Genomic DNA, 25,116 nt, shown 5'->3' on the forward strand with positions numbered 1-25,116 from the left:
GAAGGCCACCACCGCCACCAACACCAAAAGGATCAACAAACCCATCATTGCCCTGCCCTCGCCTGTGATGAAGCGGGCCGCATTGCACCAGACTGCTTGCTGAATCGCGGCGTCACACGAGAGGCATAACATGGGCGTTTTACGAAGCTTTGCATCCGTCGCACAGACCGCCAGCACTCGCCCTGATGGCCGCTGCCACCGCGTCTGCGGCCAACACCGGCGCCGCCGCCAATGGCGTTGCAGACGCTGCGATCGTGGCTGAGTTCAGGCGCCTCAGCGATGCCGTGATGCGTACCGGGCAGACACCGGCGCTAGCCGCCGTGGTCGTGCGCGATGGCGCCTCATCGGCTGCGCGGCCTCGGCATCTCCGAACAGGGCAAGCGCGTCGTGGCCGGACCCGACACCGTCTTCCGCATCGCCTCTCGCTGGCTCAAGTCGTTCGCGGCCTCATTGACGGCGTTGCTGGTGAACAGGCGTGCGCTACAATGGGAAGACCGCGTCCAGGACCTGGTGCCGGCACTGCTGTTGAAAGACATCGAAGGTGCCGGCCGACTGCCCATCGACGACTTGCTCAGCCATCGCTCCGGCCTGCCGCACAACACCCTCGATCGCGCGCTCCGAAGCCGACTCGCCATATCCATTGCTGGTCGAACAGCTGGATGAAGTCACGCCGGTGTGCTCGGTCGGCAGCTGCTACATCTACCAGAACATCGCTTTCAGCCTGATCGGCGACGTGACCTTCGCGGTCACCGGCGACTTCTTCACGCACCAGGTCGAGAAGCGCATCTTCCATCCCGCTCGGCATGGAAACCGCCACCTATGGGCGCGACGCACTCGAGTCCAGCGGCGACTGGGCGCGGCCGCATGTGAAACGCAGCGGGCGCTGGCGGTCGGTCTATCGAAAGCTCACCTACTACCGCATTCCGCCCGCAGCCGGCGTCAATGCCAGTGCGCGCGATCTCGGGCAGTGGATGCTGGCGCACCTCGGCCACGCACCCGAGGTGCTCGACCGCGAACTGCTCGACACCCTGCATGCGCCGCAGATCGACACCCCGGGCGAAGTGCTCGGTTCACCGTGGCGTCGGCAACGCGTGCGCACGGCTTCCTACGCTGGGCTGGCGCGTGTTCGACTACAGCGGCCATCGCATGATTTTCCACGCCGGTGCAGTGCAGGGCTATCGCGCCGCCCTGGCGATGCTGCCCGACCACGACTTCGGCGTGGCGCTGCTCTGGAACAGCGGGTCCGCGGTGCCTGCGGACTGCTGCCCACCTGATCGACCGCGAGCTCGAATTGCCGGCGCGCGACTGGCTGCAACTCGATCGACTGACGCCGCGTCCAGCGGCGGCGCAAACGCGTCGCCAACCCCTGACGGCGCATCGCCATGATCCTGGCCGAACGCCTCTGTCTGTTTCGTGCTCGATCCGGGCGCGGGCGCGAGCGCGTCTCGTGCGATGCGCGGCGCCTGCCCGCAGGCGATCGCCGGCCTGGTGCTGGTGGACCTGATGCTGGCGGGACGCGTCCGCATCCAGGGGTCGCAGTTGCAGTCTGACGACGCCCTTCCCATTGCGCACCCGGTGCTGGCCGAGGCCGCCAGGCTGCTCGCTGCGCCGGCCGAATCCAGTCACTGCAGGCGGCGGCGGTGCTACTGCGGGAAAGTCGCGCCGTTGGCACAAGCGCATGCTTCAGTCGTTGGCTGCGCGCGATGTACTCGAACTGCGCGTCCCGTTTCCGTTCCTGCGCCGCCATCACCTGCGCTCGCGCCAGGCCTTCAACGAGTCGCTGGCCCTGCTGCAGTCGGCCGTGACCGGCGCCGCTGCCGACACACCGGCATTGGCGCTCGCACTCGCCACCGACCTCGCCGGCGTGCTGCCCGACCTGCTTCCCGTCGATGTCAGCCGTCGCCTGTTGAACGCGCTCGCCACCCTGGGCGAATCGACCGCACGCGGTGAACGCGGCGCGCTGCTGCAACTGCTGCGCGACCGATAAAACGACTGCGGCGCCCGCAGGCGCCGCAATCACGAGCGGACTCCCGCCGACTACTTGGCCGACAGCGCGAACTCGATGCGACGCGTGAGCGTGCGCGACACCGGCTTGCCATTTTCCATCGCCGGTTCGTACTTCCACTGCGACACCGCGCGCACCGCATCGCGGTCAGACACGCCACGCGGTTGCGCGCGTGAAACGTTTACATCGGTCACGTCGCCGCTCGCAGCCACGGTGAAGGACACTTCCACCCAGCCCTCCTGGCGACGCCGCCGGCGGCTGCCGCCGGATACACCGGCCGCACCTGGCGCACCAGCACCGGATCACGCGACTGCGCCACTGGCTGCGCCGGAGCGGTTACCACCGGCGCGGGCTCCACCGGCTTCAGCTCGACCGGCTTCGGTTCGGACGCAGCCGGTCGTGCCAACTGCGCCGGAGTCGGTGTCGGCGCCGGCGCTGCGGCCGCCACCGCCGCCTGCGCGCGTTGCTGCTCGGCCGCTGCTTCCTGGGCCAAACGGCGTTCCTCTTCGCGCTGCATCTGCGTGCGCGCCGCATTGAGCTTCGACTTCAGCGTCGACACCGTGTACGAACCCGGGCTCGCCTGATCCAGCAACCCGACGATACGTGCCGCTTCGGGCAGGTTGCGGTTGACGATCTCGCGCTCCGCATTTCCGGCTGCCAGCGGAAACAGATCGACCAGCGCCTGGGTCGCACTGACATTGTTCGCGTCCTTGGTCAGCACCTGCAGGCAGAACTCGATGGCATTGTTGCCGGCCGGCGCCGCCAACCGCTCCTCATTGACTGCGCGCGTTGCGGAGCCGAGCAATTCCGGGACGGTGATCTCGGGCGCCGCCGGCTTGACCACTGCGGCGAAACGCCGGCTGCGGGTTGCGCACCGGGCGCCCGGCAGCCGCCTCTTCCTTCTTGCCACAAGCCGATATCGCCAGCACGCAAGCCATGCCCAGGGCGGCAACGCCCATCCAGTTGTTGACGCGGGGTGTACGGATCTCGTTCGGCATTTCACGTCCTCGTTGATTCGTGGTCAGACTGCGCGCCGCTGCAGCAGGGACAGCCGTGACCGTGGTCACGATGCGGTTTGTACCGCAATTCGCGCGGACGTTCACGCGAACAACACGGCCGCGCGCCGTTACGCACACCTTACAGCAAGCCCTGAGCCGCGGAAACGCCAGCGGCATGCAGTCCGGCTGGCTACCGAACCATTGCAAGGATGTTTTCAGGAGTCTGCGGCGACGGCCGCGTCATCGGAAGCCTGGCGGCTCCGGAAGCCTTCGGGGCCAAAGTGACCATCGCACGCCGGGCGGTCGTGCGATGGTCTGACCCGGATAAAGCGTTACAGCTTGAAGTTACTTCTTCGCAGCGGCCTTCTTGGCCGGAGCTTTCTTCGCAGCTTTCTTGGCTGGGGCTTTCTAGCGCGGCCTTCTTCGCCGGAGCCTTCTTGGCAGCGGCCTTCTTGGCCGGAGCCTTCTTCGCTGCCGGCTTCTTGGCGGCGGCTTTCTTCGCTGCAGGTTTGGCGGCGGCTTTCACCGTGCCGACTTTCTTCTTGGTAGTTGCTGCTTTCATTGTAGTGCTCCTCTTGGTTTTGGCAGTGGTCGCCCGGTTGAAAACCGATCAAGCGCCGCGTGCGCGGACTGCCGACACGCACACACGGGTGGAAGGAACGACACGACGCGTCGTCGGGAGCATCAGTTGGGTTGCGTCGTGATCGCGGGAAATGGATTGCATGCGGGAGAGGCGGAGGATCGATCGCGACATCTGCGAGGAGTTCGTTGCGGTCGCCATCTCGATGAATTTTTCGCCACTCATTTCCGAAGCATGCTTGTCACGCTGCGGCAAAACTGATTGCACACGCGTTGACTGTCAACACGTTTTGTGAGCGCGCGATCACGATGCGCAAACTCGTCGACAACGCGACCAGTTCGATTCGCCGCGAATGGTGCTCGCGAGTTCGACTGCGAACACGTCGCGCATCGCTCGATCACTCGCACGCCGCGCGCTGCGCGACCGGCAAAAAAAAACCGGTCGCGCGAGCAACCGGTCTTTCCATCGCACGACGTTGCCGCTCAGTGCTCTTCGTTTTCGATCATCTCGGCATAGTCGTCGGGACCGAGCAGCGCATCGAGCTCGCTGCGATCCGCCGCCTCCACCACGAACAGCCAGCCTTCGCCATAGGCGTCGCCGTTGATCGTTTCCGGCGCGTCGGCGAGCTTCTCGTTGACCGCGACGACGGTGCCCGATCACCGGGCTGCAGACATCGGATGCGGCCTTCACCGACTCGACCACTGCGGCGCCATTTCCGGCCTGCGGCTGGTCACCGACTCCCAGCAGTTCGACATAGACGAGGTCCCCGAGCGCCGCCTGGGCGTGATCGGAAATGCCCCCGGTGATATGCCCGTTGTCTTCGATACGCGCCCACTCGTGGCTCTTCAGGAATTTCAGATCGCCTGGAATTTCGCTCATGACTCGGTCCTCGTGGTGGCTGATGGCGGATAGTAGTGGTGTTGCAGACGGAATCAGATGCCGTCGCAGGGCTTGCCGTCGCGCACGAACGGAAACTTCACCGCACGTACCGGCAGCGCGCCTTGCCGCGAATGTCGACGGCGAGCGCGCCCGCCGCAGCGCCGGCAGGCACGCGCGCCAGCGCGATCGACCAGCCAGCGTCGGCGAGAACGAACCACTCAGGATCTCGCCGTCGCCACGTTCGGTGATCACGCGCTGCCCGTGACGCAGCACGCCCTTGTCGTCGAGCACCAGGCCGATCATTTCGCGCGCGACGCCGCCACTCTTCTGCGCGACCAGCGCGGCGCGACCGATGAAGTCGCGCTCCGCAGGATCGAGCGCGATCGTCCAGGCCAACGCCGCTTCCCATGGCGATACCGTCTCGTCCATGTCCTGACCGTAGAGATTCATGCCGGCTTCCAGACGCAAGGTGTCACGTGCACCGAGCCCGCACGGTTTCACCCCGGCGTTGACCAGACGATTCCAGAATGCGGCCGCTTCCAGCTCCGGCACCATGATTTCGTAGCCGTCCTCACCGGTGTAACCGGTGCGCGCCACGAACATGCCGTCGATCTCGGCGCCCACGAACTTGCCGAGCTTGCCGGCGCGCGCCGAACCATCCGCCGATAGCAGACCATGCACGCGCGAGCGCGCAGTCGGTCCCTGCACCGCGATCATCGCGTAGTCACGGCGCTCGGCGAGGGTCACGCCGAAACCGCTACCCTGGCGCGCGATCCAGTCCAGATCCTTGTCGCGCGTAGACGCGTTGACCACGATGCGGAAAAACGACTCGTCTAGGAAGTACACGATCAGGTCATCGATGACGCCGCCGGACTCGTTCAGCATGCAGCTGTACAGCGCCTTGCCCGAGGCCTTGAGCTTGTCCACGTTGTTGGCGAGCAGATGCCGCAGGAACTCGCGCGCGCGCGCCGCGGACATCGACGATGGTCATGTGCAGAAACATCGAACATGCCGGCGTCACGGCGCACGACGTGGTGTTCGTCGATCTGCGAACCGTAGTTCAGCGGCATGTCCCATCCGCCAAAATCGACCATGCGCGCGCCCTGGGCGCGGTGCGTGGCATTGAGGATGGTCTGGTTCAACATGAAAACTCCGCGCCGGGATCAAGGGCGCGGAGCATAACCGACTCAGCTGTCCATTTTCTCGACGGTGAGGTTCAAGCCATCAGTTCGACAGACTCGAACGCGCGTTCCAGACGCCAGGTCCGGCCCCTCGACCGTCCACAGCGCATCGCCGATCTTGAGCTTGCCGCGGCCGAACTGGATCGGCGCATCGAGCACGAACTCGCGTCCAACCAGACGGTCAGCCTTGCGGTTCAGCAATGGCTGGTCACTCAGAACTTCGTGGCTGCGAAACCACTTCCAGTACACCGCCACCGATGCGATCGAACAGATGCCGAAGATCACCACCTGCCCGAGTAGAGGCAACTCCGGAAACAACCAGACCACCGCACCGACCACGAATGCCGCGATCCCGAACCAGAGAATGCTGGCGCCGGGAATGATTGTCTCCAGCGCCAGCAGCGCCAGCGCGATTGCCCACCAAGTGTAGACCAGCTGTCCCATTTCAGGCTCCCGGAATCTTCGGCGGCTTGACCGTGGCCGCCTTGTCGAGTGCGCCCTTCGACAACTCGGCGATGCCGGCGATCGAGCCAAGCAGTCCGGTGGTCTCGAGCGGCATCATCAGCACTTTCTGGTTCGGCGAGGTGGCCAGCGCCTTGAGCGCCTCGACGTACTTCTGCGCGATGAAATAGTTGATCGCCTGCGTCGCCGCGCTCGATCGCCTGCGACACCATCATCGTCGCCTTGGCCTCGGCCTCGGCCAGGCGCTCACGTGCCTCGGCGTCCCTGAACGCCGCCTCGCGGCGACCTTCGGCTTCCAGCACCGCCGACTGCTTCTCGCCCTCGGCGCGCAGGATCTCCGACTGGCGCAGGCCCTCCGCTTCCAGGATCTGCGCACGCTTCTCGCGCTCAGCCTTCATCTGCCGTGCCATCAAATCGACCAGGTCACGCGGCGGCTGGATGTCCCTGAGTTCGATGCGATTGACCTTCGAGGCCCCAGGGATGGGTGGCTTCATCGACCACGCGCAGCAGCTTGGTGTTGATCTCGTCGCGCTTGGACAACGACTCGTCCAGATCCATCAGGCCGATCGCGGTGCGGATGTTGGTCATCACCAGCGCGATGATCGCCTGCTCGGGTTCGAGACCTCGTAGGCAGCCTTGGCAGCATCAGGCGCCTGATAGAAGACAACGCCATCAACTTTGACCACGGCGTTGTCCCTGGTGATCACTTCCTGCGACGGCACGTCGAGCACCTGTTCCATCATGTTGATCTTGCGCCCGACATTGAACACGTAGGGGATGATGATGCCGATGCCGGGCGTCTGCGTGTGCGTGTATTTGCGGAAGCGCTCAATGGTGAACTCGAAGCCTTGCGGCACCATGACCACGCCCTTCCACAGGGTGAAGATGATGAAGGCAAGCAGGAACAGGACAATCGGCTCGAGCGTGGCGACCTCCAGGTGGCGGGGCCCGCAGTATGGGAGTTCCGCAACGCGCCGCGCGGAGTCAAGAAAGCGTTAAACTGAGCGCGCTCGCCCCGAGCGATCCTTCCTATCCCGAACGAGAGGAGAAACCACGATGAAGAAGCTGCTCCCCCTAGCCATCGGCGTCGCGCTGCTGGCCGCTGCCTCCAGCGCCTTCGCAGTCACCGACGAAGAAGGCAACGCCTCGCTCCAGTTCAACTTCTCGGCTCCGGGCGCACGCTCGCTGGCGATGGGCGGCGCCTTCATCGGCCTGGCCGACGACGCCACCGCCGCATTTTCGAACCCGGCCAGGCTGGTCCAGCTCGCGTCGCCCGAGGTTTCGATGGGTTCCGCGCCAACGACTTCAGCACCGAATACGCGCACAGCGGCTCGTTTACCGCCGACCCGTTCAGCACCGCCGGCGTGAACTACCGCGAGGCCGACAGCGACGCCCGTGGCCTGTCCTTCCTGTCCGCCGTGCTGCCGCGCGAAGACTGGGCGATTGCGTTCTACCGCCACGAGTTCCTGAACTACCAGACCGCGTTCCGTACCGAGGGCATCGGCTCGATCTATCCCTTCGATGCCGCGATCGACGTGTCGGTCTACAGCTACGGACTGTCCGGCGCGTTCAAGCTCGGCGACAAGTGGTCGTTTGGTGCCAGTTTGAACGCCTACCAGATGGACCTCGACTCCAACACGCGCCGCTTCACGACCGTCGCCGACACGCTGGTGCGCTTCTCGACCCAGCAGCGGGGCGACGACGGCGCATTCGGCTTCGGTCTCGGTGCCCAATACCACATCAACGACCAGTGGCAGGCGGGCCTGGTGTTCCGGCGCGCACCGAAGTTCAAGTACACCGCGAGCATCGTTCCCGGCACCCAGACCTTCACGCGCCTGGACAAGCAGGCCTACCTGGACACCCCGGACCTGCTCGGCCTCGGGCTGGTCTATCGCCCGTCCGATGCCCTGACGCTGGCGCTGGACGTGTCGCATGTGCAGTACTCGCAACTGACCGACGACATGGTCTCGAACTTCAACCTCAACGATGACACTGCTGCGGGTCGCGCGGCGATCGACCCGCTGCTCACCAAGGACGACTACGAAGTGCGCCTCGGCATGGAGTACACCTTTACCGAAATGGAAGTGCCGCTATCGCTGCGTGCCGGCGTCTGGCGCGACCCGGAACACACGATCCGTTTCAATGGCGTGCCGAACGACGAATTCGGCGATGCCGTCGCCAATGCCGTGCTGTTCTCGCACGGCGACGACGAGCTGCACACGTCGGTCGGATTCGGCTGGGCATTCGAGAAGTTCCAGCTCGACGCTGCCTTCGACGCGTCCGAGCGCAACGAGACTTTCTCGCTCTCCGGCGTGTTGCGCTTCTGATCGTTCAAGCCCTGCCCGCTGCACCACGACGCCGCGCACCTGCGCGGCGTCGTCGTTCTAGCGCACGCTGCTGAAGAAGGCGCGGAAGCGCGGCGAGTAGAAACCGGCGTCCAGCGCGATCGATGGCTGCGCGGCGCGTGCACTGCGGATCTCCTGCTCGGCGCGGCTGCGATGCGCTGCGGCATTCGCGACCTCGATCTCGGACAGGGCATGCGAGGACGCCGCGCGCAACAGATGCAGGTGCGCGAGCGCCTTGCCCTGGACGCCGGCCAGCGAAGCCGAGACGACATTGCGATAGCGTCCGCCCAGCCACTGTTGCAGCGCGTTCTGCAGCGCCGCCGGCACCGTGGCGGGAGTCGCAGTGGTCGCTGTGGTCGCACCCGGTTGCGGTTTCGTCGGCACCAACGGCGGCGCTGGCGTGGTCGTGGCGGCCGGCTTTACGGGCGCCGGGGTGGTTACACCGGCGGCATTCGGCGCGGCTGCGGTCGTTGCTGTCGGCGGTGGTTTGCTTGGCGTAGCGAGCGCCAGCTTCGCGCTGCAGTCGCCGCGCGCGGTGTCGGCCACGCCCTTGAACTCGGTCAACTGCGCGATCACCGCCGCCGCTGCCGCATCGCCGAACCAGCGCATCGCGCCGGCACAGTCGTTCTGTTTGTAGGCGGCAAGCCCGAGGTAGTAGTGCGGCACATAAGGCGCGAAACGCTGGCCGTAGAGCTTCACCCGCACTTTCGGCGTCGGATTGCCGGCGAGCGCTTCCTGCATCGCCGTCTCGACCGCGCCCCAGTCCTGCTTCTCGGCGGCTTCCTGACCGCGCGCATAGGCCTTGTAGTCCGCCGACGCGACCGCCGGCGCGAGCAACGCGGCGACGATCAGTACGGCAAGGCGGCGCTCACAGACCGGCACGGCGCACGTACTCCTTCTCATCCAGCGCCGCGAACGCAGCCGAGCTCAGGGTTTCCGTCTTCGCCTTCACCGTCGCCTGCGCACTGCTGCGCGCACCGGAGGATGCTTGAAGGTGATGCGATACACCCCGGCCGGCACACGCAGGTGCAGCGGCGTCACCCGGTCATCCGGCAACTCGACCGCGATCTTGCGCTGCACGTCGGTCACCGAGTCGACTTCGCCCCACGGCAACGCCAGCAACACCAGGTCGCCGGCGCTGGCGGCGAGACGCACACGGGACTCCTCGGCGAGCCGGCTACGCGCGCTCTGGAAAGTCGCCGCAACCGCCACCGCGTCGTCGGCAAATGCCTTGCGATAGCGTTGGAACAATGCCTCGACCTGATCGAGCGATGCCGTGTCCGCCGCGCCTTCGGCCGATTCGCGCAGGGCATCAAGCAGTCGTTGCCGTGCAGTCTGGGCGTCGACATCGCGCACGTTGGCCTTCAGCAAGATCGCGGTGTCGGTGAGCGCGGCCTGGAAGGTCACCAGGTCCAGCGGTCGCTGCGCGGCTGCGGCCAGCACGCTCTCCAGTTTCTGGCGACGCGCCACCGCTGCCGCATCCGCAGCCTGCTGGCGCTTCAACTGTGCGACCAGCGCATACACCTCGGCATCCTCCGGATAGCGCTGGCGTGCCTGGTTCGCCAGCTCGAGTGCTGCCTCGATCTTTTGCTCCCGGCCAGTGCGCGCGCCGCTTCAACGGCGCTGTGCGCCAAGCCATCGCGCAGGCGCATGCCCTCGGCATTATCCGGATCCAGCTTGAGCAATTCGGCCAGCGACTCGGCGGCGTTCTGTCCCGGCGGTGCGAAGATGCGGCGCTCGGCCAGCGCCTGCTGCGCCTGGCCGAGCAATCCGGCGACACGGCGCTGTTCGGCACTGAGGCGCCCTTCCATCTCGCGCTTGAGCGCGCCGGCTTCGGTCGAACCGGGTTGCACGCGCAGGGCCAGCTCGACCTGTGCCAGCGCGGTCGAGGCCTCCCCTCTGGCCATGGCTGCACGCGCATCGACCAGCAGGGCGGCAGCCAAGGTCGCGCTGCGTGTTGCGGCCGCTGCGGCATCCAGCTGGCGCAGCGCGGCGAGGGACTCCAGCGCATTGTCGCCGGAGGGCTCGGCGTAGCGGCGCGCGCGCAGTTGCAGGTCGAACTGGTTCTGCAGCCCGGCGATCTGGGCGCTGCGTTCGGCCACGGTGCGAGCCGCCGCGATGTCATCCCGCAGCTTGCGCCAGGCCGGATCGTTGCCGAGCGCCGCGGCGCAGCCATCGAGCAGCGACTGCGCCCGTGACAGATCACCGCCGGCAAGTGCATCTCGGGTCGGTGCCAGCAGGCGCGCGAGCAGTTTCTGCTGGGCTGCCCCGATAGCGGGATCAGCCGGTGCCAACTGCGCTGCCTGGCGCAGCAAGGCCAGGCACTGCCCCCACCGAGATCGCGTCCCGCGGCTGCAGCCTCCTCGGCCTTGGTCAGCAATTCGCGCGCCTGCGTGGCGCGTTCGTTGCCGGCGCGCGCGTCGGCGATGCTGGTGCGCAGGGCCGCGATCTCGGCGTCTTCGGGCGCCAGCGACTCGGCGAATCCAAGCGCGCCTTCGGCGTCGAGGAATTCGCCGCGCGCGCTGCGCGCCTTGGCTTCCGCTTTCAGTGCCGCGAGCAGCGCCTGCACACGTTTGCGGGTGCCGGAATAATCAGGGCGCGTTCCTGCACCACCTTGAGGTGTGTCAAAGGCGTTGTCGGCACCGGCCGCAACCGTCAGCTTGCCCTCGCCGACGTAGCGATCGACGATGACCAGGCGCGCATCGATTTCGCCGCGGATGCGCCGGGTCGATTTCTCTCCCGGCGCACGCAAGACCCACCACGCCAGCACCGCCACCAGCACTGCAATCACCGCCCCGGCACCCAGCCAGATTCCGCCGCGACGCGGTGGCCCGGCAGAATGCCGCGAGCCCGCCGGATGCAGGGTCGGATTGGAGATCTGCGTCACTCCGCCGGAAGCCGTGGGCGTGCGCGCGACATGCGTGGGCAGCGCCCGCGGCGCCGGCAGTTGGCGCTTCGACGGCGAGCCCTGCTGTACCGGATCGAGCGCGGTCGACGAACTCACCGAGAAGCCGAGCGCGCGCAGTTGTTCCGACGAACTCTGGTTCGGGTCAGCCTGCAATCGCTCCCACAGCCGATCGTTGTTGACCACGATCGCCTTCAGCGACTTGGTGAACTCCTTCAGATTGGCGAAGCGCTCGTCGCGATTCTTCGCCAGCATGCGGTCGAGGATCCCCTGGAACTCACGGAACTGTGGCGGCAGCGGCGGCGGCGGGCTGGTCAGGTGCGCCATCAACACCGCGATCGGCGTTTCACCCTGGAATGGCGCGCGCCCGGTCAGCAGCTCGTAGAACATCACGCCGAGGCTGTACAGGTCGGAGCGGCCATCGACATCGAGCCCGTTGATCTGCTCCGGACTCATGTAGGTCGGGGTGCCGACCAGCATGCCGGTCTGGGTCAGGCGGGTGGCTGAAGCGTCCTGCTGCTTGGCGATGCCGAAGTCGGTGAGCACTGGCGTCAGCTCGTCGCGGAACATGATGTTCGCCGGCTTGAGGTCGCGGTGGATCACGCCGTGGTCGTGCGCGAACTGCAGCGCCCCGGCAATCTGCACCACGATCGCCACCGCCTCGGCCAGCGACAGGCCGCTGCGCATCTTCTCGTGCAGGGTGCCGCCTTCCAGGTACTCCATCGAGATGTAGGTGGCGACGTCGCTCTTGACGATGTCGTAGACCGCGACGATGTTCCGGTGCGGCAGCTTGGCCAGCGTGCGCCCTCGACCAGGAAGCGACGCTCGAACTTCTCGGCATCGTCGATGTTGCGCCGCATGACCTTGATCGCGACCTTGCGCTCAAGCGAGCTCTGGATCGCCAGGTGCACGGTCGCCATCCCGCCCACGCCGAGTTCACGGATCAGCTCGAAACCGGGAATGTTGAAGGCAGGCGTGGTGCTCATCGGGGCACGTGTGGGGATCGCGCCGGATCATAACATCGCCCCGCGGGCGCCTGCGAGCCGTTCGGCGCGATGGGCCAGCCGCACTTCGACGCCCCAACCGCCTTGGCTGAATTTGTTCCAATCCGTCACGCCATATAGAGTTCACGTCCTTTTGACACGCTGCATCGACCTCACCCTGTGGCCACGCAACGAGCCCTTTCCAGCAGCACCCGCAGGACGCACATATGAACCGAGTCGCCATTTCGCCCTTGCTCCTTGTTCGACTGGCGCTTTCTTGCCTGCGGCCGAGCGGGCTTGCGGCACTGTTGGTCAGCGCCATTCCCCTTCAGGCCTCGTTCGCGGCCGAGCGCAATCTGGAGCAGGAGACGGCCACGCTAATGCGGGCGAACGAGCAGGTGTCGATGCTCGGCACCGACCTGTTCGGGGATTCGATCAGCACCTACAGCGGTGCGTTGTCGTTCCGTGCAGACGGATGTCTCCATTCCCGGAAACTCCATGTTGCCGGTGAGCGTGACGCGCCGTTTCCTCGCGGTGTCCGAGATGAAGGAGTTGAGTACGGGGTACGGCTTGTTCGGCGATTGGGAACTGGACCTGCCGAGGATCGAGGGGATTTTCTCGCAGAGGCACGGGTGGGTGGATGCTGGCGGCCTGACGGCGCGTTGCAGCGACTACGGCCAGCCACCGAGTGCGGACGCGAACAATCCGGACGATGGCTCGTTCTCCGCGGACGAGTTCTTTTCCGGAGTGCATCTGTACCTCCCGGGACAGGGCGGGCAGGAGTTGCTCCAACGCAACGCCGCGTCACCGGTGCCAAGCGACGGTCATGCGTACCCGCTGACCACGCTGGGCCGAACACTGATCCGGTGCGTGCCGAACGTGGCGCACGGTGCCGGCCAGGGATTCGAGGCGCTGACGCCGGACGGCACGACCTATCGGTTCGACTGGCTGCTCACGCGACCTGCTCGCGGACTTGGCAAGCCCCGGAATTCCGAGTTGCCCGCCACAGGGCGCGCGCCGGGCCCGATCCGAACACGTCCTCAACGCACTGCTCGCGCGAGTACGCCGAGCTGCGCCCAACGCTGGTCACCGACCGTTTCGGGCACAAGGTGGAATATAACTGGAACACGGACGTTCCCGAACAGCTGCTGTCGATCGTTGCCGACGACGGGCGCACGATCACGTTTACCTACTACGACGGTACGCGCCGGATCCATACGGTGACCCATGGCACCCGCACGTGGATCTACGCCTACACCGACCACCAGTTGCTGAGTGCGCGGCAACCGGATGGCAAGGGCTGGAGCTTCGCGCTCGCGCCGCTGTTCAACAACCAGATGCAATATCCGGTGGAGGAATCGACACGGTGCAATGGTTCCAGCTTGCCGATCGGCGGTGCCGTGGCCGGCACCATGACCCATCCCTCCGGCGCAACGGCCTCGTTCACGGTCCAGCCCACACGGCACGGGCGGACCAATGTCCCGAACCATTGCGGCGAACTCTTCCACGTCGCGGACGTCATGCGCTGGGTGAACCGCTATCCGCTGGTGAATGACGTCTGGTCGATCCAGTCCAAGACCATCACCGGCCCGGGCTTGCAGCCGATGACCTGGAACTACACCTACTCGGACCCGACGCCGTGTTGGCGTCCAGGTGCCACGAACCCGCATAACGCCCCGATCTGCACGACGGGCTCGCCGAAGACCAAGACGGTCACCATCCGCGATCCGGAATTGCGGTATTCGCGGCACACCTACAGCACCGAGTTCGGCATCAACGAAGGCAAGCTCCTCAAGCTCGAAGTCGGTGCACTGAACAACTGGAAGAGCGTCTCGAACTTCACCTATGCCGTGCCAGGCACGCCGGGCAAGCTTTATCCCGACCCGATCGGCACGTCGATCCTGGAGCGCCAGGACGTGGATGCGGCAACGCGCTTCCGTCCGCAGGAATCGAAGGTCGAACTGGTCAATGGGGTGACGCTGACGTGGACCGGCAGCACGTTCGACGAGTACGGTTCACCAACCTCGGTGACGCGCAGCTCGTCGACCGGCCTGAACAAGCAGGAGGCGATCACCTACCGGCACTATGTGGACGACTGGGTGCTCGGCCTGCCGCTGACTGTGACCAACCCGGCGACGGGATTGATCGAGGCGTCCTACACCTATGACGACGAGGTGCCGGGCTCGAACACGAAGTTGTTGGAGACGAAGACGGTCTTCGGTCGGCTCGAGAAACGCGGACCTATCACACCAGCGAGCTGCAGAAGGGACTGCTCGCGACCCGCAAGGACGCGGCGAACAAGGAGACCAGCTACGCCAACTACAAGCGCGGCATCCCGCAGTCGGTCAGCTACCACGACGGCAGCAGTATCAGCGGCACGGTGTCGGACGAAGGCTGGGTCAGGAGCTACACCGACGAACTCGGCAACGCCACGACCTACGACTACGACGATCTCGGCCGGCTCACCCGCATCGTGCATCCCGCCGGCGACACGGTGGCCTGGGCGAATACAACGATCAGCTTCGCCCCGCAGGACGCTTCGCCGTTCAACTTGCCGAGCAATCTCTGGAAGCAGTCGGTGACCACCGGCAACTACGCCAAGGAGACGTACTTCGATGCGCTGTGGCGACCGCTCCTGGTGCGCGAGCGCGACGTCAGTGCCGCTACCTCGGACCGCTTACGGTGCACAGATTCGACGCCGACGGCCGCGGGGTGTTCACGTCCTATCCGCTCGCGTCGGTGCCGGACTACACCGCCATCACCCTCGGCACGCACAAGGCCTTCGACGAGCTCGGCCGCCTGTACCAGACCACCGTCGATTCCGGGCCCGAGCACGGTCCGCTGACCACGACGGTCGACTACATCGGCGGCATCAACGCCCACACCAAGCGCATCACCAACCCCCGCGGCCTCCAGACCGAAATCGACTTCATGGTCTATGACGAGGCCAGTGAGGAACTGCCGCTGGCCATTCGCGCGCCCGAGGGCATGACGATCACGTTCGACCGCGACGCCTACGGCAAGCCGAAGTCGATCACGCGCAGCGGCACTTCGCCCGCGGTCAGCGCGACGCGGCGCTACGTCTATGACGCGAACCAGCGGCTGTGCAAGGTGATCGAGCCCGAACGCGGTGCCGAGGTCATCGCCTATGACGGCGCGAACCGGATCGACTGGTCCGCGCCGGGCACGACGCTGACCAACGCGACGACCTGCAATCAAGCCAATGTGTCCGCTGCCGACAAGATCGTGCGCAGCTATGACGACCGCGATCGGCTGACCGCGATCAACTATCCCGACACCACGCTCGACGAGGCGAGAACCTACTTCGCGGATGGCGCGCTGCAGTCGATCACGCGCGGCAGCAGCGCCAAGAGAGGTGACCTGGAGCTACACCTACAACAAGCGCCGTTTGCTGGAACGCGAGCAGCTGAAGATCGACACCGCGTTGCCGCAAAACACTTACCACCGGTGGAGCTACAACCCGCTCGGTCACGTCGCGCGCTTGAAGTACATCGACGGCTACATCCTCGAATACCAGCCCAATGCGCTCGGTCAGCCCACGGTCGTGCGCACGCCGGACCTGTCGCAGACCTACGCGCACTCGATCAGCTACTGGCCGAACGGCGCGCTCCAGCAGTTCAGCTACGGCAACGGCGTCGTCCACACCCTGACCCAGAACACGCGCCAGCTGCCGCTGCGCAGCCTGGACCAGTCCGGCGCGACCACGATCATCGACTACACCTTCGGCTACGACCGCAACGCCAACCCGACCGCGATCACCGATGGCGTGTCCGGCGCCATCGACAGCAAGACGATGACTTATGACGACCTCGATCGATTGGAGACGGTCACTGCCGCCGGCACCTTCGGCACGGCGTCGATGCGGTTCCGATGCGCTCGACAACCTGACCAAGTACCAGGTCGGCGGCCGCGACCATCGCCACGTGACCGACCCCGGCGACGCAGCGCCTGACGCGCATCAACAACGCCGTCGGCGCGCAGTTGTTCGGCTTCGTGCACAACCCGCGCGGCGACATCGTCCAGAAGAACCAGACCGGCAACAACCTCGCCTTCACCTTCGACCGCGCCCACCGCCTGACCGAGGTCAAGCGCAACAGCGTGCTCATCGACCTACCGCTACGACGGCCACGGCCGTCGCATCCAAACGTTCAAGCCGGGCGGGGACTTCCGCTACCAGATCTACAGCCAGTCCGGGCAATACCTGTGGGACGCGCTGTTCGACAAGAACGAACCCGCGCAAACGCTCACGCAGACCGCGTTCGACTACATCCACCTGCAAGGCAGCCTGATCGCCAAGCGCGAGAGCATCAGCACCGCCTCGTTCGCCGTGCCCCTGTTCGCCGACAGCTTCGAGACCCAGACCCGCGCACCCGATGCACCGCAGTCGCCGGACGCACCGCAGTCGCCGGACTTCGTCATCACCGACCCCTTCGCCCCCAACGCCACCGCCGCTGTCACCTTCCGCTACGTCCACACCGACGCGCTGGGCAGCCCCGTCGCCGAAACCGACACCACCGGCACCCTCATCCCCGGCTCCCGCACCCGCTACGAACCCTACGGCCTCCCCCTCACCACCCCACCCGAAGGCACCCCGAGCTACACCGGCCACCAATACGACACCAGCACCGGCCTGATCTACGCCCAACAACGCCACTACGACCCACTCGGGCTTTTCCTCTCGACTGATCCAGCCAGCGTCGACACCAAGAGCGCCGAAAACTTCAACCGCTATGCGTATGGCGGCCTCAGCCCGTACAGGTTTACGGATCCGGATGGGCGCAGCATCTGGACCAAGCTTGCCAAGTTCGCCAAGAATGGCGGCGATATTGCGCAGACGACTGCGGGGTTGGTAGAAGACTTCGCAGTCGCTTCAAACTCTGCACTTCCGTTCACGACCGACTCGGCGCTTCGATTTCGATGGCAAGTGAAAGTCTCCCGGCAAGTGTCGGCGACGTGAAGGATGGCTATAAATATGCGAAAGAAATCAAGTTATCCGTATCAAAGCACGGTGAAGCGGCTGAGCACGCCAAGGATGCAATCGCGCAAGGCAAGCCAGACGTGCTAACGATTGCACGGCCTGGCGCTGCCGCTAACCGATCCGAAGCAATCGGCGGCGTCGACAAGGTGGCCGGCAAGCAATTGGATGAATATCCTCCGGCGATGTTCGCGGAAGCGGCGCTGGCGCCAGACGTGAAGGCAATCAATCCTTCCAACAACATGAGCGCAGGGCGTGCATTGGCAATGCTTGCCGAGGCCTTGCCCCGATGGTGAAAAAGTCAAGATTGTCGTGGAGGACTAATTGCGATGGACCTTGAAAGAGCTGTCTTTGCATTTCGTACTCACAGATTTGCGTATTCGACTCGACGTTGCAGTCTCCATTCAATCCATGGTCGGACGAAGACGTTGCGAGGTACTTTGTAAAGAGCGCTCGATCGGTGTCGTTCCGCACTGAACAGGAGTCGGCGACTTACAGCGTAGAGTTGACCGATGTGGATCACAATGGATCGAAAAATGGCCTGATTCGTTCTATTGAGGCTTCGCTCACTATTTCGGATGGAGGAAGCATTGAAATTGCATCCATCTCGGATGGATTCCGAATTACAGAGCCGACATCCGGGAGCTGAAGGTGCCCGGTTTGAAGAGTACGAAGGACTCAAGATCCGACTCACGCTGTTCCGGTCGGCACGGACTAAGGGTTACAGGCCACGAGGACGTGCGCAGGTCCCGGCGGCATTTCGTGCGGGAGCGATTTCGAATCTTCCACGGTCGGATGAGGTGGACCATGAGTCGACTTACGTTTCTTGCTCTTCCAATGCTCGCACTGGCTGCTTGCGCGACGCTCCAATCTGAGGGCCAGCCGTTGTATGCAGTAGTTTCAGTCCATCCGCCTAGGATGGATCTAGAGCACGTTCCAACCTTCAGCCAAGGCCCGGCGCAACTCAGGATGACAGCAAGGGAGCGTTTGATGGCGGTGCTGCCGCCGGCAGTTGCTGTGATTTGTGACGCTGCCCACACTGAGTGCCGGCACGGCATCGTCACAGTACGCACCACGGTTCAGGTTGAGTCGGCCACATCGAATCGCGTGCGTGGTCACGTAACCGTCGACAGTGAAGTGGGACGAAGGTCGGAACTCCGAAGCGATGGCGGGACGAACCGGATCGTGTTCACGCAGACAGTCGCCGACGATGTTCCTGCGCTGGAAGAACGTCGAAACTCTGACACGGCGCCCTTCGAATTGGGCTTCGGCGAAACGCTCCGCTTCCCAACCTTTCACGGCGGCGAAGTCGAGCTTTCCTTCCGACCAGAAGTTGAGCTCTGAAGCCTTCACGACCACACACGCCTGCTTAGGCAAGTCTCAAGCACGCGATCCGAACTGGTGAGAATTGTTCGCGGTAGACTGCCTTGGCTCGAGGCGAGCTTCGAATGTCGAAGCGGAGATCGTGCATTTTGCACAATTCGGTCAGCTAAGCGAGTGGTTCCAGCGCTTGCGGCGATTGCGTTGCTGTCGCCGGTTGCGGTGCAAGCGTCGTTCGTTCACGACCCCGAGCGCGGTGCCGAGGTCATCGCCTATGACGGCGCGAACCGGATCGACTGGAGCGCACCGGGCACGGCGCTGACCAACGCGGCGACCTGCAATCAGGCCAATGTGTCCGCTGCCGACAAGATCGTGCGCGGCTATGACGACCGCGATCGGCTGACCGCGATCAACTATCCCGACACCACGCTCGACGAGGCGAGAACCTACTTCGAGGATGGTGCGTTGCAGTCGATCACGCGCGGCAGCGGCGCCGAGGAAGTGACCTGGAGCTACACCTACAACAAGCGCCGACTGCTTACGCGCGAGCAGCTGAAGATCGACACCGCGTTGCCGCAGAACACCTACACCGAGTGGAGCTACAACCCGCTCGGTCACGTCGAGCGCTTGAAGTACATCGACGGCTACACCATCGAGTACCAGCCCAACGCGCTCGGCCAGCCCACGGTGGTGCGCACGTCCGACCTGTCGCAGACCTATGCGCACTCGATCAGCTACTGGCCGAACGGCGCGCTCCAGCAGTTCAGCTACGGCAACGGCGTCGTCCACACCTTGACCCAGAACACGCGCCAGTTGCCGCTGCGCAGCCTGGACCAGTCCGGCGCGACGAAGATCATCGACTACACCTTCGGCTACGACCGCAACGCCAACCCGACCGCGATCACCGATGGCGTGTCCGGCGCCATCGACAGCAAGACGATGACTTATGACGACCTCGATCGATTGGAGACGGTCACTGCCGCCGGCACCTTCGGCACGGCGTCGATGCAGTTCGATGCACTCGACAACCTGACCAAGTACCAGGTCGGCAGCCGCGACCATCGCCACGTGACCGACCCGGCGACGCAGCGCCTGACGCGCATCAACAACGCCGTCGGCACGCAGTTGTTCGGCTTCGTGCACAACCCGCGCGGCGACATCGTCCAGAAGAACCAGACCGGCAACAACCTCGCCTTCACCTTCGACCGCGCCCACCGCCTGACCGAGGTCAAGCGCAACAGCGTGCTCGAATCGACCTACCGCTACGACGGCCACGGCCGTCGCATCAAGACGATCAAGCCGGGCGGAGACTTCCGCTACCAGATCTACAGCCAGTCCGGGCAATACCTGTGGGACGCCAACTTCGACAAGAACGAACCCGCGCAGACGCTCACGACGACGGCCTACGACTACATCCACCTGCAAGGCAGCCTGATCGCCAAGCGCGAGAGCATCAGCACCGCCTCGTTCGCCGTGCCCCTGTTCGCCGACAGCTTCGAGACCCAGACCCGCGCACCCGACGCACCGCAGTCGCCGGACACACCGCAGTCGCCGGACTTCGTCACCACCGACCCCTTCGCACCCAACGCCACCGCCGCACTCACCTTCCGCTACGTCCACACCGACGCCCTCGGCAGTCCAGTCGTCGAGACCAATGCCAGCGGCGCCGAAATCCCCGGCTCCCGCACCCGCTACGAACCCTACGGCCTCCCCCTCACCACCCCACCCGAAGGCACCCCCAGCTACACCGGCCACCAATACGACACCAGCACCGGCCTGATCTACGCCCAACAACGCTACCTCGATCCACTCGGGTTTTTCGTCTCGACTGATGAGATAGCGGTGAACCCGACCTCGGCGGGGAACTGGAATCGGTACGCTTACGGCGGGCTCAGCCCGTACAGGTTTACGGATCCGGATGGGCGAGAAGTCGACTGCGTGACATGCGATGCGCAGTGGGGCGATCCGAATCACATAGATTCTGCCCAGCTCGGTCCGGGCGCCATGGCACTTGGCATGACAATCATTGCCTTCACGCCGCTTCTTGGCGATGCCGTCGCGATTGGTGAAGCGGTCGCCGCGCCCACGGCAGCAAACATCATCGGTGCGGGAGTTGGGCTGGTTCCGGGCGCAGGTGATATTGCGGGGAAGATCATCAAGAATGCTGATACTGCGCGTGACGCCTCGGTCATCTATCGCCGTGGTGATAGCGCAGAGACGGCGACGAGACCTGAGCGCAAGGCATCGGAGGCAGAAGCATCCAATATCGGCATTCACGGGGTTTCCGGAAGTACCACCAAGCCGAGTGGTCCGTGCTCTTCCGCCACATGCGGTGCTCTTGAATCCGCTGGCTTCAATGTTCACCCGACTCCGACGCGCGCGGATCCAAACCACGTGACGATTGAGCTGCCGAAGCCGGTAACGAAACCAGTTGCAGAAAAGTTCAACGAAGTACTCGGGAGGGACAAGTGAGCACTATCGCTATCGGCGACCGGATCATCGCGACGGATTACTTCGATGGGCCATCAGAAGGTTTCGCCAGGATTGCAGGTACCTGCTTTTACTTCCGCAGGCAATCGGACGATGGCTCCGAGGATGTCAGCAACTACACATACTCGGGGATGGAGGATGATCTCTTCGCTGAAGTCGAGCGCGCGGTGGGCGCGATCAGCTCCGCTTCCAGTGTTTTCGTGTACTCCGGCTCGGACGATGCTGCCAATCGGATCGTCGATGAAGCGCTTGTCAGTCTTCGCGCAAGAGCCGAACATGAGGATCGAAGCGCCAGCGGACATGACTTCTTTGAGGCTATGCAGTCCAAGTGAAGCGCACGAACCGCCAGCCCTCCCGCTAGCAGTTTCTTTTTCGGGAAGGTGGGGCGACCAAGATCTTGCCTTGCCCCGGCGCGCGGCTGCACGCGACACTGACTGCATGCTCGTTCGCCTGCTCTCGCTGATCGCTGCCGTCGTGCTTGCCTGCGCGAGCGCGCCGACGCGCGGAAACGCCAGTTGGACGCAGTCCGAAGCGGCGCATCGGTACTTCGCCGCGAGCATCACCAACTCCCGCGGCCTCCAGACCGAAATCGACTTCATGGTCTATGACGAGGCCAGCGAGGAGCTGCCGCTGGCCATTCGCGCGCCCGAGGGCATGATGATCACGTTCGACCGCGACGCCGACGGCAAGCCGCAGTCGATCACGCGCAGCGGCACTTCGCCTGCGGTCAGCGCGACGCGGCGCTTACGTCTACGATGCCAACCAGCGCCTATGCATGTGCTCGCTGAAATTGACCAAGAAGACGAGAGCTGGCGCGGTTGGAATTGACCTGCGTTTCCGGGGTCACTTCGGCAGTGAGCGGGCTCTGGTTGGCCGTGCGTAGATCGAAGAACATGCACCGCGCATGCGCCCGGCAGCCGAGTTCGCGCATCGGCGTCGACTCGGGCCGGTGTGGGTAGCCGGCATGGACACCACCCCCGCGGGCGCCAAGGTTGACGATTGCGGGGGTGATTGCCGGGGCCGAAACCGGATTACACTCGGCGCCAGGGCGTCGCAGGACGGTTACGCGACGCCCGGCCATTGCCCCAACCACCGGAGGTTCCACATGCACAAGAAATCGCTGTTTGCCCTGGCCCTGCTCGCCGCCCTGCCGTTGTCGGTCATGGCGCAGGACGAGGAAGGCGAGAGAGCTCGGGCCCGCTGACCTTCAGCGCATCGGCGACGCTGACCAGCGACTACGTCTGGCGCGGCGTTTCGCAGTCGCAGGAAGACTTCGCGCTGCAGGGCGAGCTCGCCTTCGAACACGAGTCCGGCCTCTACGGCGGCGTCTGGGGTTCGAGCGTCGACTTCACCCCTGACGACACCGGCTGGATGGACGAGGACGACGCCAAGCTCGAACTCGACACCTACATCGGCTACGCCTGGGACTTCAACGACAGCCTGGCCGGCGACATCCAGCTGATCCGCTACATCTATCCCGGCACCGCCGAGGGCGTCGACTACGACTACAACGAACTGGTCGGTTCGATCACCTTCAACGAGATGATCACGGCGACGGTGGGCTACACCAATGACGTGTTCAACCTCGACGATGACGGCGTCTACTTCGGCCTCTCCGGCAGCTACGGCCTGCCCTGGTGGGACCTGACCCTCGATGGCGAAGTCGGTCACTTCAGCGTCGGCAGCGGCTGGCCGGAGTTCAACGACGAAGGTGAATGGACCGGCGCCCACGACATCGACTACATGCACTACGGCGTGTCCCTGTCCAAGGAGTTCGGACCGGTGAGCACCACGCTCGGCTGGGCCGACAGCGACAGCGAAGCCGAGGCCTTCTGGGCGGAAACCGCCGACCAGCGCGTGTACTTCTCGATCACCATCGCGACCGATCTCTGATCGTTCCAGCTCCACCCGAAAAACGCCGCGGCCTGGCCGCGGCGTTTTTTTTGCGCTTGCGACCGTTTCCGGCCCCGGCGCATCCTAGGTTCCGTGAGCAGCCATTTCGCCATCGACGTACCCGCCAGCCTGATCGAACGAGGTGCCGGCGGCGATATGCGTGCGTTCGAGCAGATCTACCGTCTGTTCGAGCGGCCGGTGTACGCTGGCGCTGCGCCTGCTCGGCGACGCCGAAGAGGCCGAGGACATCCTGCACGACGCCATGCTGCAACTGTTCCGCAAGCTCGGGCAGTTCCGCGGCGACGCCCCGTTCTGGGGTTGGCTGCGCCAGATCGCGGTGAACGAGGCGCTGATGCGCCTGCGCCGGCGCGGCGTGGTCGAGACCGTCGACGAGATGCCCGAGCCCGCCGATGACGCGGCCGTCTCGCCAGAACATCAGCGCGACCTCGAGCGCGCGCTCGCAAGGCTGCCGGAGATCACCCGCAGCGTGGTCTGGCTGTATCACGTCGAAGGCTATTCACACGAGGAGATCGCAACCAGCTTCGGCAAGTCGGTGAGCTTCTCGAAATCGCAACTCGCGCGCGGCACGCGCAAGCTGCGCGACTACTACGACGCGCCGCAGGCGCAGGTGGCTTATGCCTGATGATCGTTTCCTCCCGGGACCAGATCGCGACGACGACGCGCTCGCAGCGGCGCTGCGCGCCCTGCCGCTGCGGTCGCCGCGTGCAGGCGGCTTCGCCGCGCTGAGCCGCGAGTTGGCACCGGCGACACCGCGGCCGGATCGGGCGTTCGGGACGCGCCGCGTCGCCACGGCGTGGCTGGCACTGGCCGCGACCCTGTTCGCCGCAATCGTCGGCGTGCGCGTGTTGCATCCGGAACCCGCTGTCGGCGTGCGCGAAGCCAGCGCCAGCACGCGCGAACTGATCGAACAATCGCAGCAGCTCGACGCGATCCTGGCCGCGCTCGATGCGCGCAGCGTGCCGATCGACGCTGCCAGCGCGATGGCCAGCGTCGAGCTCGAGAACCTGATCGGACTGACCGATCTGCAATTGAACGCCACCAGCCGCGACGACGAGGCCGAAGCCTTGTGGTCGCGCCGCGTGGAATTGATGACCCGACTCGCAGCGACGCGCTCCAGCGCGCGCTTCGACGCCCTTTCCGACAACGGTGACGCGTACCTGCAGCGCGCGGACTACCGCATCGACTGACCGCAACCCGCAAGGAGATTCCGATGAAGCTCAAACCCACACTGCTCGCCGCCGCACTGATGCTCGCGTGCACCCCCGCCTTCTGCGCTGAACCCAACGAAACCGAGCGTGCCAATGCACGCAAGGAACTTGACGCCGCCCGCGGCGAACTTCGCGAACTGACGCGGCGCATCGCCGAACTGTCGATGCAGCTCGGCGACCACGGACCGCGCGCCTTCGCCTTCGAGTTCGCCGGCGAACCGCGCCGCGCCCTGATCGGCGTGGTGCTGGAACCGGATGAAAACGGCGCACGCATCGCCGCGGTCACTCCAGGCAGTCCGGCCGCGAAGGCCGGCCTGAAGCCGGGTGATCTGATTGTCGCAATCAACGGCAAGGCCACCGGCAAGAGCCGGGCCGCGGTGGACGCGGTGCGCGACAACATCGGCGCGCTCGAAGCCGGCACCGAAGTGACGGTGCGCTACCAGCGCGAGGGCAAAACGGTGGACGCGAAGATGGTCGCCGAGCGACGCGAGCCGGGCGATTGGCTGGGCATGCTCGACCTGCCGCCGGGCCATGCCCCGCACGCGCCCATGCATGGCGGTCCGGGACGCGTCCAGCGCGACATCCAGATCATCATGAAGGATGGCGAAAAGATCGTGCGCCAGATGCAGCACGGCGAACCCGGCCCCATGCCCGAACACCTGCGCTTCATCGCCGGCGGACTGGACCTGAACCTGACCAGCCTCAATGCCGAACTGGGCAAGTACTTCGGCGCCAGCGCTGGCGTGCTGGTGCTGGAGAACGAGGGCGACAAGCTGCCGCAGCTGAAGGCCGGTGACGTGATCCAGGTGATCGACGGCCAGCCGGCCGAAAGCGTGCCGGGCGCAATGCG

General features: G+C 65.0%; 26 protein-coding genes and 5 pseudogenes. 19 read left to right on the forward strand and 12 right to left on the reverse strand.

The features are described from left to right. Window positions 1-387: 387 nt before the first annotated feature. From IPG63_18340 to IPG63_18355, 4 genes are all read left to right on the forward strand, one after another. A complete protein-coding gene (locus IPG63_18340) occupies window positions 388-663 on the forward strand; it encodes a serine hydrolase (GenBank protein MBK6729125.1) in 276 nt (91 codons plus the stop codon). Then, window positions 641-1,150 carry a serine hydrolase gene (locus IPG63_18345; protein MBK6729126.1) on the forward strand — a complete coding sequence of 170 codons (510 nt, stop codon included), beginning with the start codon at window positions 641-643 and terminating at the stop codon, window positions 1,148-1,150. The genes IPG63_18340 and IPG63_18345 overlap by 23 nt, the downstream gene beginning before the upstream one ends. Continuing rightward, a complete protein-coding gene (locus IPG63_18350; protein ID MBK6729127.1) occupies window positions 1,147-1,386 on the forward strand; it encodes a hypothetical protein in 240 nt (79 codons plus the stop codon). The genes IPG63_18345 and IPG63_18350 overlap by 4 nt, the downstream gene beginning before the upstream one ends. Window positions 1,387-1,678: 292 nt before the next feature. After that, window positions 1,679-1,987 (forward strand): hypothetical protein, encoded by a 309-nt coding sequence (locus IPG63_18355; protein MBK6729128.1) that lies wholly within the window; start codon window positions 1,679-1,681, stop codon window positions 1,985-1,987. A gap of 50 nt (window positions 1,988-2,037) precedes the next feature. Here the strand turns inward: IPG63_18355 and IPG63_18360 are convergent, their stop codons facing one another. The 8 genes and pseudogenes from IPG63_18360 to IPG63_18395 form a co-directional block, all read right to left on the reverse strand. Further along, on the reverse strand, window positions 2,038-2,235 hold the full coding sequence (locus IPG63_18360) for an energy transducer TonB (protein ID MBK6729129.1): 198 nt from the start codon (window positions 2,233-2,235) through the stop codon (window positions 2,038-2,040). After that, a complete protein-coding gene (locus tag IPG63_18365) occupies window positions 2,196-2,771 on the reverse strand; it encodes a hypothetical protein (GenBank protein ID MBK6729130.1) in 576 nt (191 codons plus the stop codon). The genes IPG63_18360 and IPG63_18365 overlap by 40 nt, the downstream gene beginning before the upstream one ends. 7 nt (window positions 2,772-2,778) lie before the next feature. Then, window positions 2,779-3,003: a hypothetical protein gene (locus IPG63_18370; GenBank protein MBK6729131.1), complete on the reverse strand. Its 225-nt coding sequence runs from the start codon at window positions 3,001-3,003 to the stop codon at window positions 2,779-2,781. Window positions 3,004-3,193: 190 nt separating this feature from the next. Beyond that, entirely contained in the window at window positions 3,194-3,565 is a 372-nt protein-coding gene (locus IPG63_18375) for a hypothetical protein (GenBank protein ID MBK6729132.1), read from the reverse strand. 500 nt (window positions 3,566-4,065) lie between these two features. Beyond that, a pseudogene (gcvH, locus tag IPG63_18380) lies at window positions 4,066-4,462 on the reverse strand (glycine cleavage system protein GcvH). Window positions 4,463-4,515: 53 nt separating this feature from the next. After that, a pseudogene (gene gcvT, locus IPG63_18385) lies at window positions 4,516-5,607 on the reverse strand (glycine cleavage system aminomethyltransferase GcvT). A 42-nt stretch (window positions 5,608-5,649) separates the two neighbouring features. Beyond that, window positions 5,650-6,087: an NfeD family protein gene (locus tag IPG63_18390; GenBank protein ID MBK6729133.1), complete on the reverse strand. Its 438-nt coding sequence runs from the start codon at window positions 6,085-6,087 to the stop codon at window positions 5,650-5,652. A 1-nt stretch (window position 6,088) separates the two neighbouring features. Next, window positions 6,089-6,965, reverse strand: a pseudogene (locus IPG63_18395) (SPFH/Band 7/PHB domain protein). A gap of 196 nt (window positions 6,966-7,161) precedes the next feature. Between IPG63_18395 and IPG63_18400 the strand changes: the two are divergent. Together IPG63_18400 and IPG63_18405 are read left to right on the forward strand one after the other, a co-directional pair. Further along, the gene (locus tag IPG63_18400) at window positions 7,162-7,473 is read left to right on the forward strand and encodes a hypothetical protein (GenBank protein ID MBK6729134.1); all 312 of its coding nucleotides are present in this window, start codon (window positions 7,162-7,164) and stop codon (window positions 7,471-7,473) included. Beyond that, window positions 7,470-8,432, forward strand: coding sequence for an outer membrane protein transport protein (locus tag IPG63_18405; protein MBK6729135.1), 963 nt, complete (start codon window positions 7,470-7,472; stop codon window positions 8,430-8,432). The genes IPG63_18400 and IPG63_18405 overlap by 4 nt, the downstream gene beginning before the upstream one ends. A gap of 57 nt (window positions 8,433-8,489) precedes the next feature. Here IPG63_18405 and IPG63_18410 read toward each other — a convergent pair whose 3' ends face one another. From IPG63_18410 to IPG63_18425, 4 genes and pseudogenes are all read right to left on the reverse strand, one after another. Next, the gene (locus IPG63_18410) at window positions 8,490-9,332 is read right to left on the reverse strand and encodes a hypothetical protein (protein ID MBK6729136.1); all 843 of its coding nucleotides are present in this window, start codon (window positions 9,330-9,332) and stop codon (window positions 8,490-8,492) included. 66 nt (window positions 9,333-9,398) lie between these two features. Further along, window positions 9,399-9,974 carry a hypothetical protein gene (locus IPG63_18415; protein MBK6729137.1) on the reverse strand — a complete coding sequence of 192 codons (576 nt, stop codon included), beginning with the start codon at window positions 9,972-9,974 and terminating at the stop codon, window positions 9,399-9,401. Next, entirely contained in the window at window positions 9,950-10,765 is an 816-nt protein-coding gene (locus IPG63_18420) for a hypothetical protein (GenBank protein MBK6729138.1), read from the reverse strand. Before IPG63_18420 ends, IPG63_18415 begins: the two co-directional genes overlap by 25 nt. Window positions 10,766-11,577: 812 nt before the next feature. Beyond that, window positions 11,578-12,153: pseudogene (locus tag IPG63_18425) on the reverse strand (serine/threonine protein kinase). Between the two features lie 2,565 nt (window positions 12,154-14,718). On the opposite strand from IPG63_18425, the gene IPG63_18430 reads away from it, so the two are divergent. From IPG63_18430 to IPG63_18490, 13 genes and pseudogenes are all read left to right on the forward strand, one after another. After that, complete coding sequence (locus IPG63_18430) at window positions 14,719-15,183, forward strand: RHS repeat protein (GenBank protein MBK6729139.1); 465 nt, start codon at window positions 14,719-14,721, stop codon at window positions 15,181-15,183. A 531-nt stretch (window positions 15,184-15,714) separates the two neighbouring features. Beyond that, a complete protein-coding gene (locus IPG63_18435; GenBank protein MBK6729140.1) occupies window positions 15,715-16,311 on the forward strand; it encodes a hypothetical protein in 597 nt (198 codons plus the stop codon). 375 nt (window positions 16,312-16,686) lie between these two features. Next, complete coding sequence (locus IPG63_18440) at window positions 16,687-17,316, forward strand: RHS repeat-associated core domain-containing protein (protein ID MBK6729141.1); 630 nt, start codon at window positions 16,687-16,689, stop codon at window positions 17,314-17,316. After that, the gene (locus tag IPG63_18445) at window positions 17,313-17,630 is read left to right on the forward strand and encodes a sporulation protein (protein MBK6729142.1); all 318 of its coding nucleotides are present in this window, start codon (window positions 17,313-17,315) and stop codon (window positions 17,628-17,630) included. Before IPG63_18440 ends, IPG63_18445 begins: the two co-directional genes overlap by 4 nt. A gap of 59 nt (window positions 17,631-17,689) precedes the next feature. Beyond that, entirely contained in the window at window positions 17,690-17,983 is a 294-nt protein-coding gene (locus IPG63_18450; protein ID MBK6729143.1) for a hypothetical protein, read from the forward strand. 341 nt (window positions 17,984-18,324) lie between these two features. Beyond that, a complete protein-coding gene (locus IPG63_18455; GenBank protein MBK6729144.1) occupies window positions 18,325-18,678 on the forward strand; it encodes a hypothetical protein in 354 nt (117 codons plus the stop codon). 153 nt (window positions 18,679-18,831) lie between these two features. After that, window positions 18,832-21,126 carry a hypothetical protein gene (locus IPG63_18460; GenBank protein ID MBK6729145.1) on the forward strand — a complete coding sequence of 765 codons (2,295 nt, stop codon included), beginning with the start codon at window positions 18,832-18,834 and terminating at the stop codon, window positions 21,124-21,126. Further along, entirely contained in the window at window positions 21,123-21,476 is a 354-nt protein-coding gene (locus tag IPG63_18465) for a hypothetical protein (protein MBK6729146.1), read from the forward strand. The genes IPG63_18460 and IPG63_18465 overlap by 4 nt, the downstream gene beginning before the upstream one ends. Continuing rightward, complete coding sequence (locus IPG63_18470) at window positions 21,421-21,972, forward strand: hypothetical protein (protein ID MBK6729147.1); 552 nt, start codon at window positions 21,421-21,423, stop codon at window positions 21,970-21,972. The genes IPG63_18465 and IPG63_18470 overlap by 56 nt, the downstream gene beginning before the upstream one ends. A 252-nt stretch (window positions 21,973-22,224) precedes the next feature. Then, window positions 22,225-23,037, forward strand: a complete 813-nt coding sequence (locus IPG63_18475) for a hypothetical protein (GenBank protein ID MBK6729148.1) — start codon at window positions 22,225-22,227, stop codon at window positions 23,035-23,037. 156 nt (window positions 23,038-23,193) lie between these two features. Then, window positions 23,194-23,680: pseudogene (locus IPG63_18480) on the forward strand (sigma-70 family RNA polymerase sigma factor). Then, a complete protein-coding gene (locus IPG63_18485) occupies window positions 23,673-24,245 on the forward strand; it encodes a hypothetical protein (protein ID MBK6729149.1) in 573 nt (190 codons plus the stop codon). The pseudogene IPG63_18480 and the gene IPG63_18485 overlap by 8 nt, the downstream one beginning before the upstream one ends. A 23-nt stretch (window positions 24,246-24,268) precedes the next feature. Beyond that, window positions 24,269-25,116, forward strand: an 848-nt coding sequence (locus tag IPG63_18490) for a PDZ domain-containing protein (protein ID MBK6729150.1), incomplete at its 3' end; no start/stop codon positions are given.

The organism is Lysobacterales bacterium, assembly GCA_016703225.1.
GTDB lineage: Bacteria > Pseudomonadota > Gammaproteobacteria > Xanthomonadales > Ahniellaceae > JADKHK01.

Bases quoted from the DNA above. Each gene is read 5' to 3' on its own strand.
- IPG63_18400 (MBK6729134.1), top strand. From the start codon at position 7,162: ATGAAGAAGCTGCTCCCCCTAGCCATCGGCGTCGCGCTGCTGGCCGCT.
- IPG63_18370 (MBK6729131.1), bottom strand. From the start codon at position 3,003: ATGCCGAACGAGATCCGTACACCCCGCGTCAACAACTGGATGGGCGTT.
- IPG63_18375 (MBK6729132.1), bottom strand. From the start codon at position 3,565: ATGAAAGCAGCAACTACCAAGAAGAAAGTCGGCACGGTGAAAGCCGCC.
- IPG63_18350 (MBK6729127.1), top strand. From the start codon at position 1,147: ATGATTTTCCACGCCGGTGCAGTGCAGGGCTATCGCGCCGCCCTGGCG.
- IPG63_18455 (MBK6729144.1), top strand. From the start codon at position 18,325: ATGGCGGTGCTGCCGCCGGCAGTTGCTGTGATTTGTGACGCTGCCCAC.
- IPG63_18485 (MBK6729149.1), top strand. From the start codon at position 23,673: ATGCCTGATGATCGTTTCCTCCCGGGACCAGATCGCGACGACGACGCG.
- IPG63_18355 (MBK6729128.1), top strand. From the start codon at position 1,679: ATGCTTCAGTCGTTGGCTGCGCGCGATGTACTCGAACTGCGCGTCCCG.
- IPG63_18390 (MBK6729133.1), bottom strand. From the start codon at position 6,087: ATGGGACAGCTGGTCTACACTTGGTGGGCAATCGCGCTGGCGCTGCTG.
- IPG63_18470 (MBK6729147.1), top strand. From the start codon at position 21,421: ATGAGGATCGAAGCGCCAGCGGACATGACTTCTTTGAGGCTATGCAGT.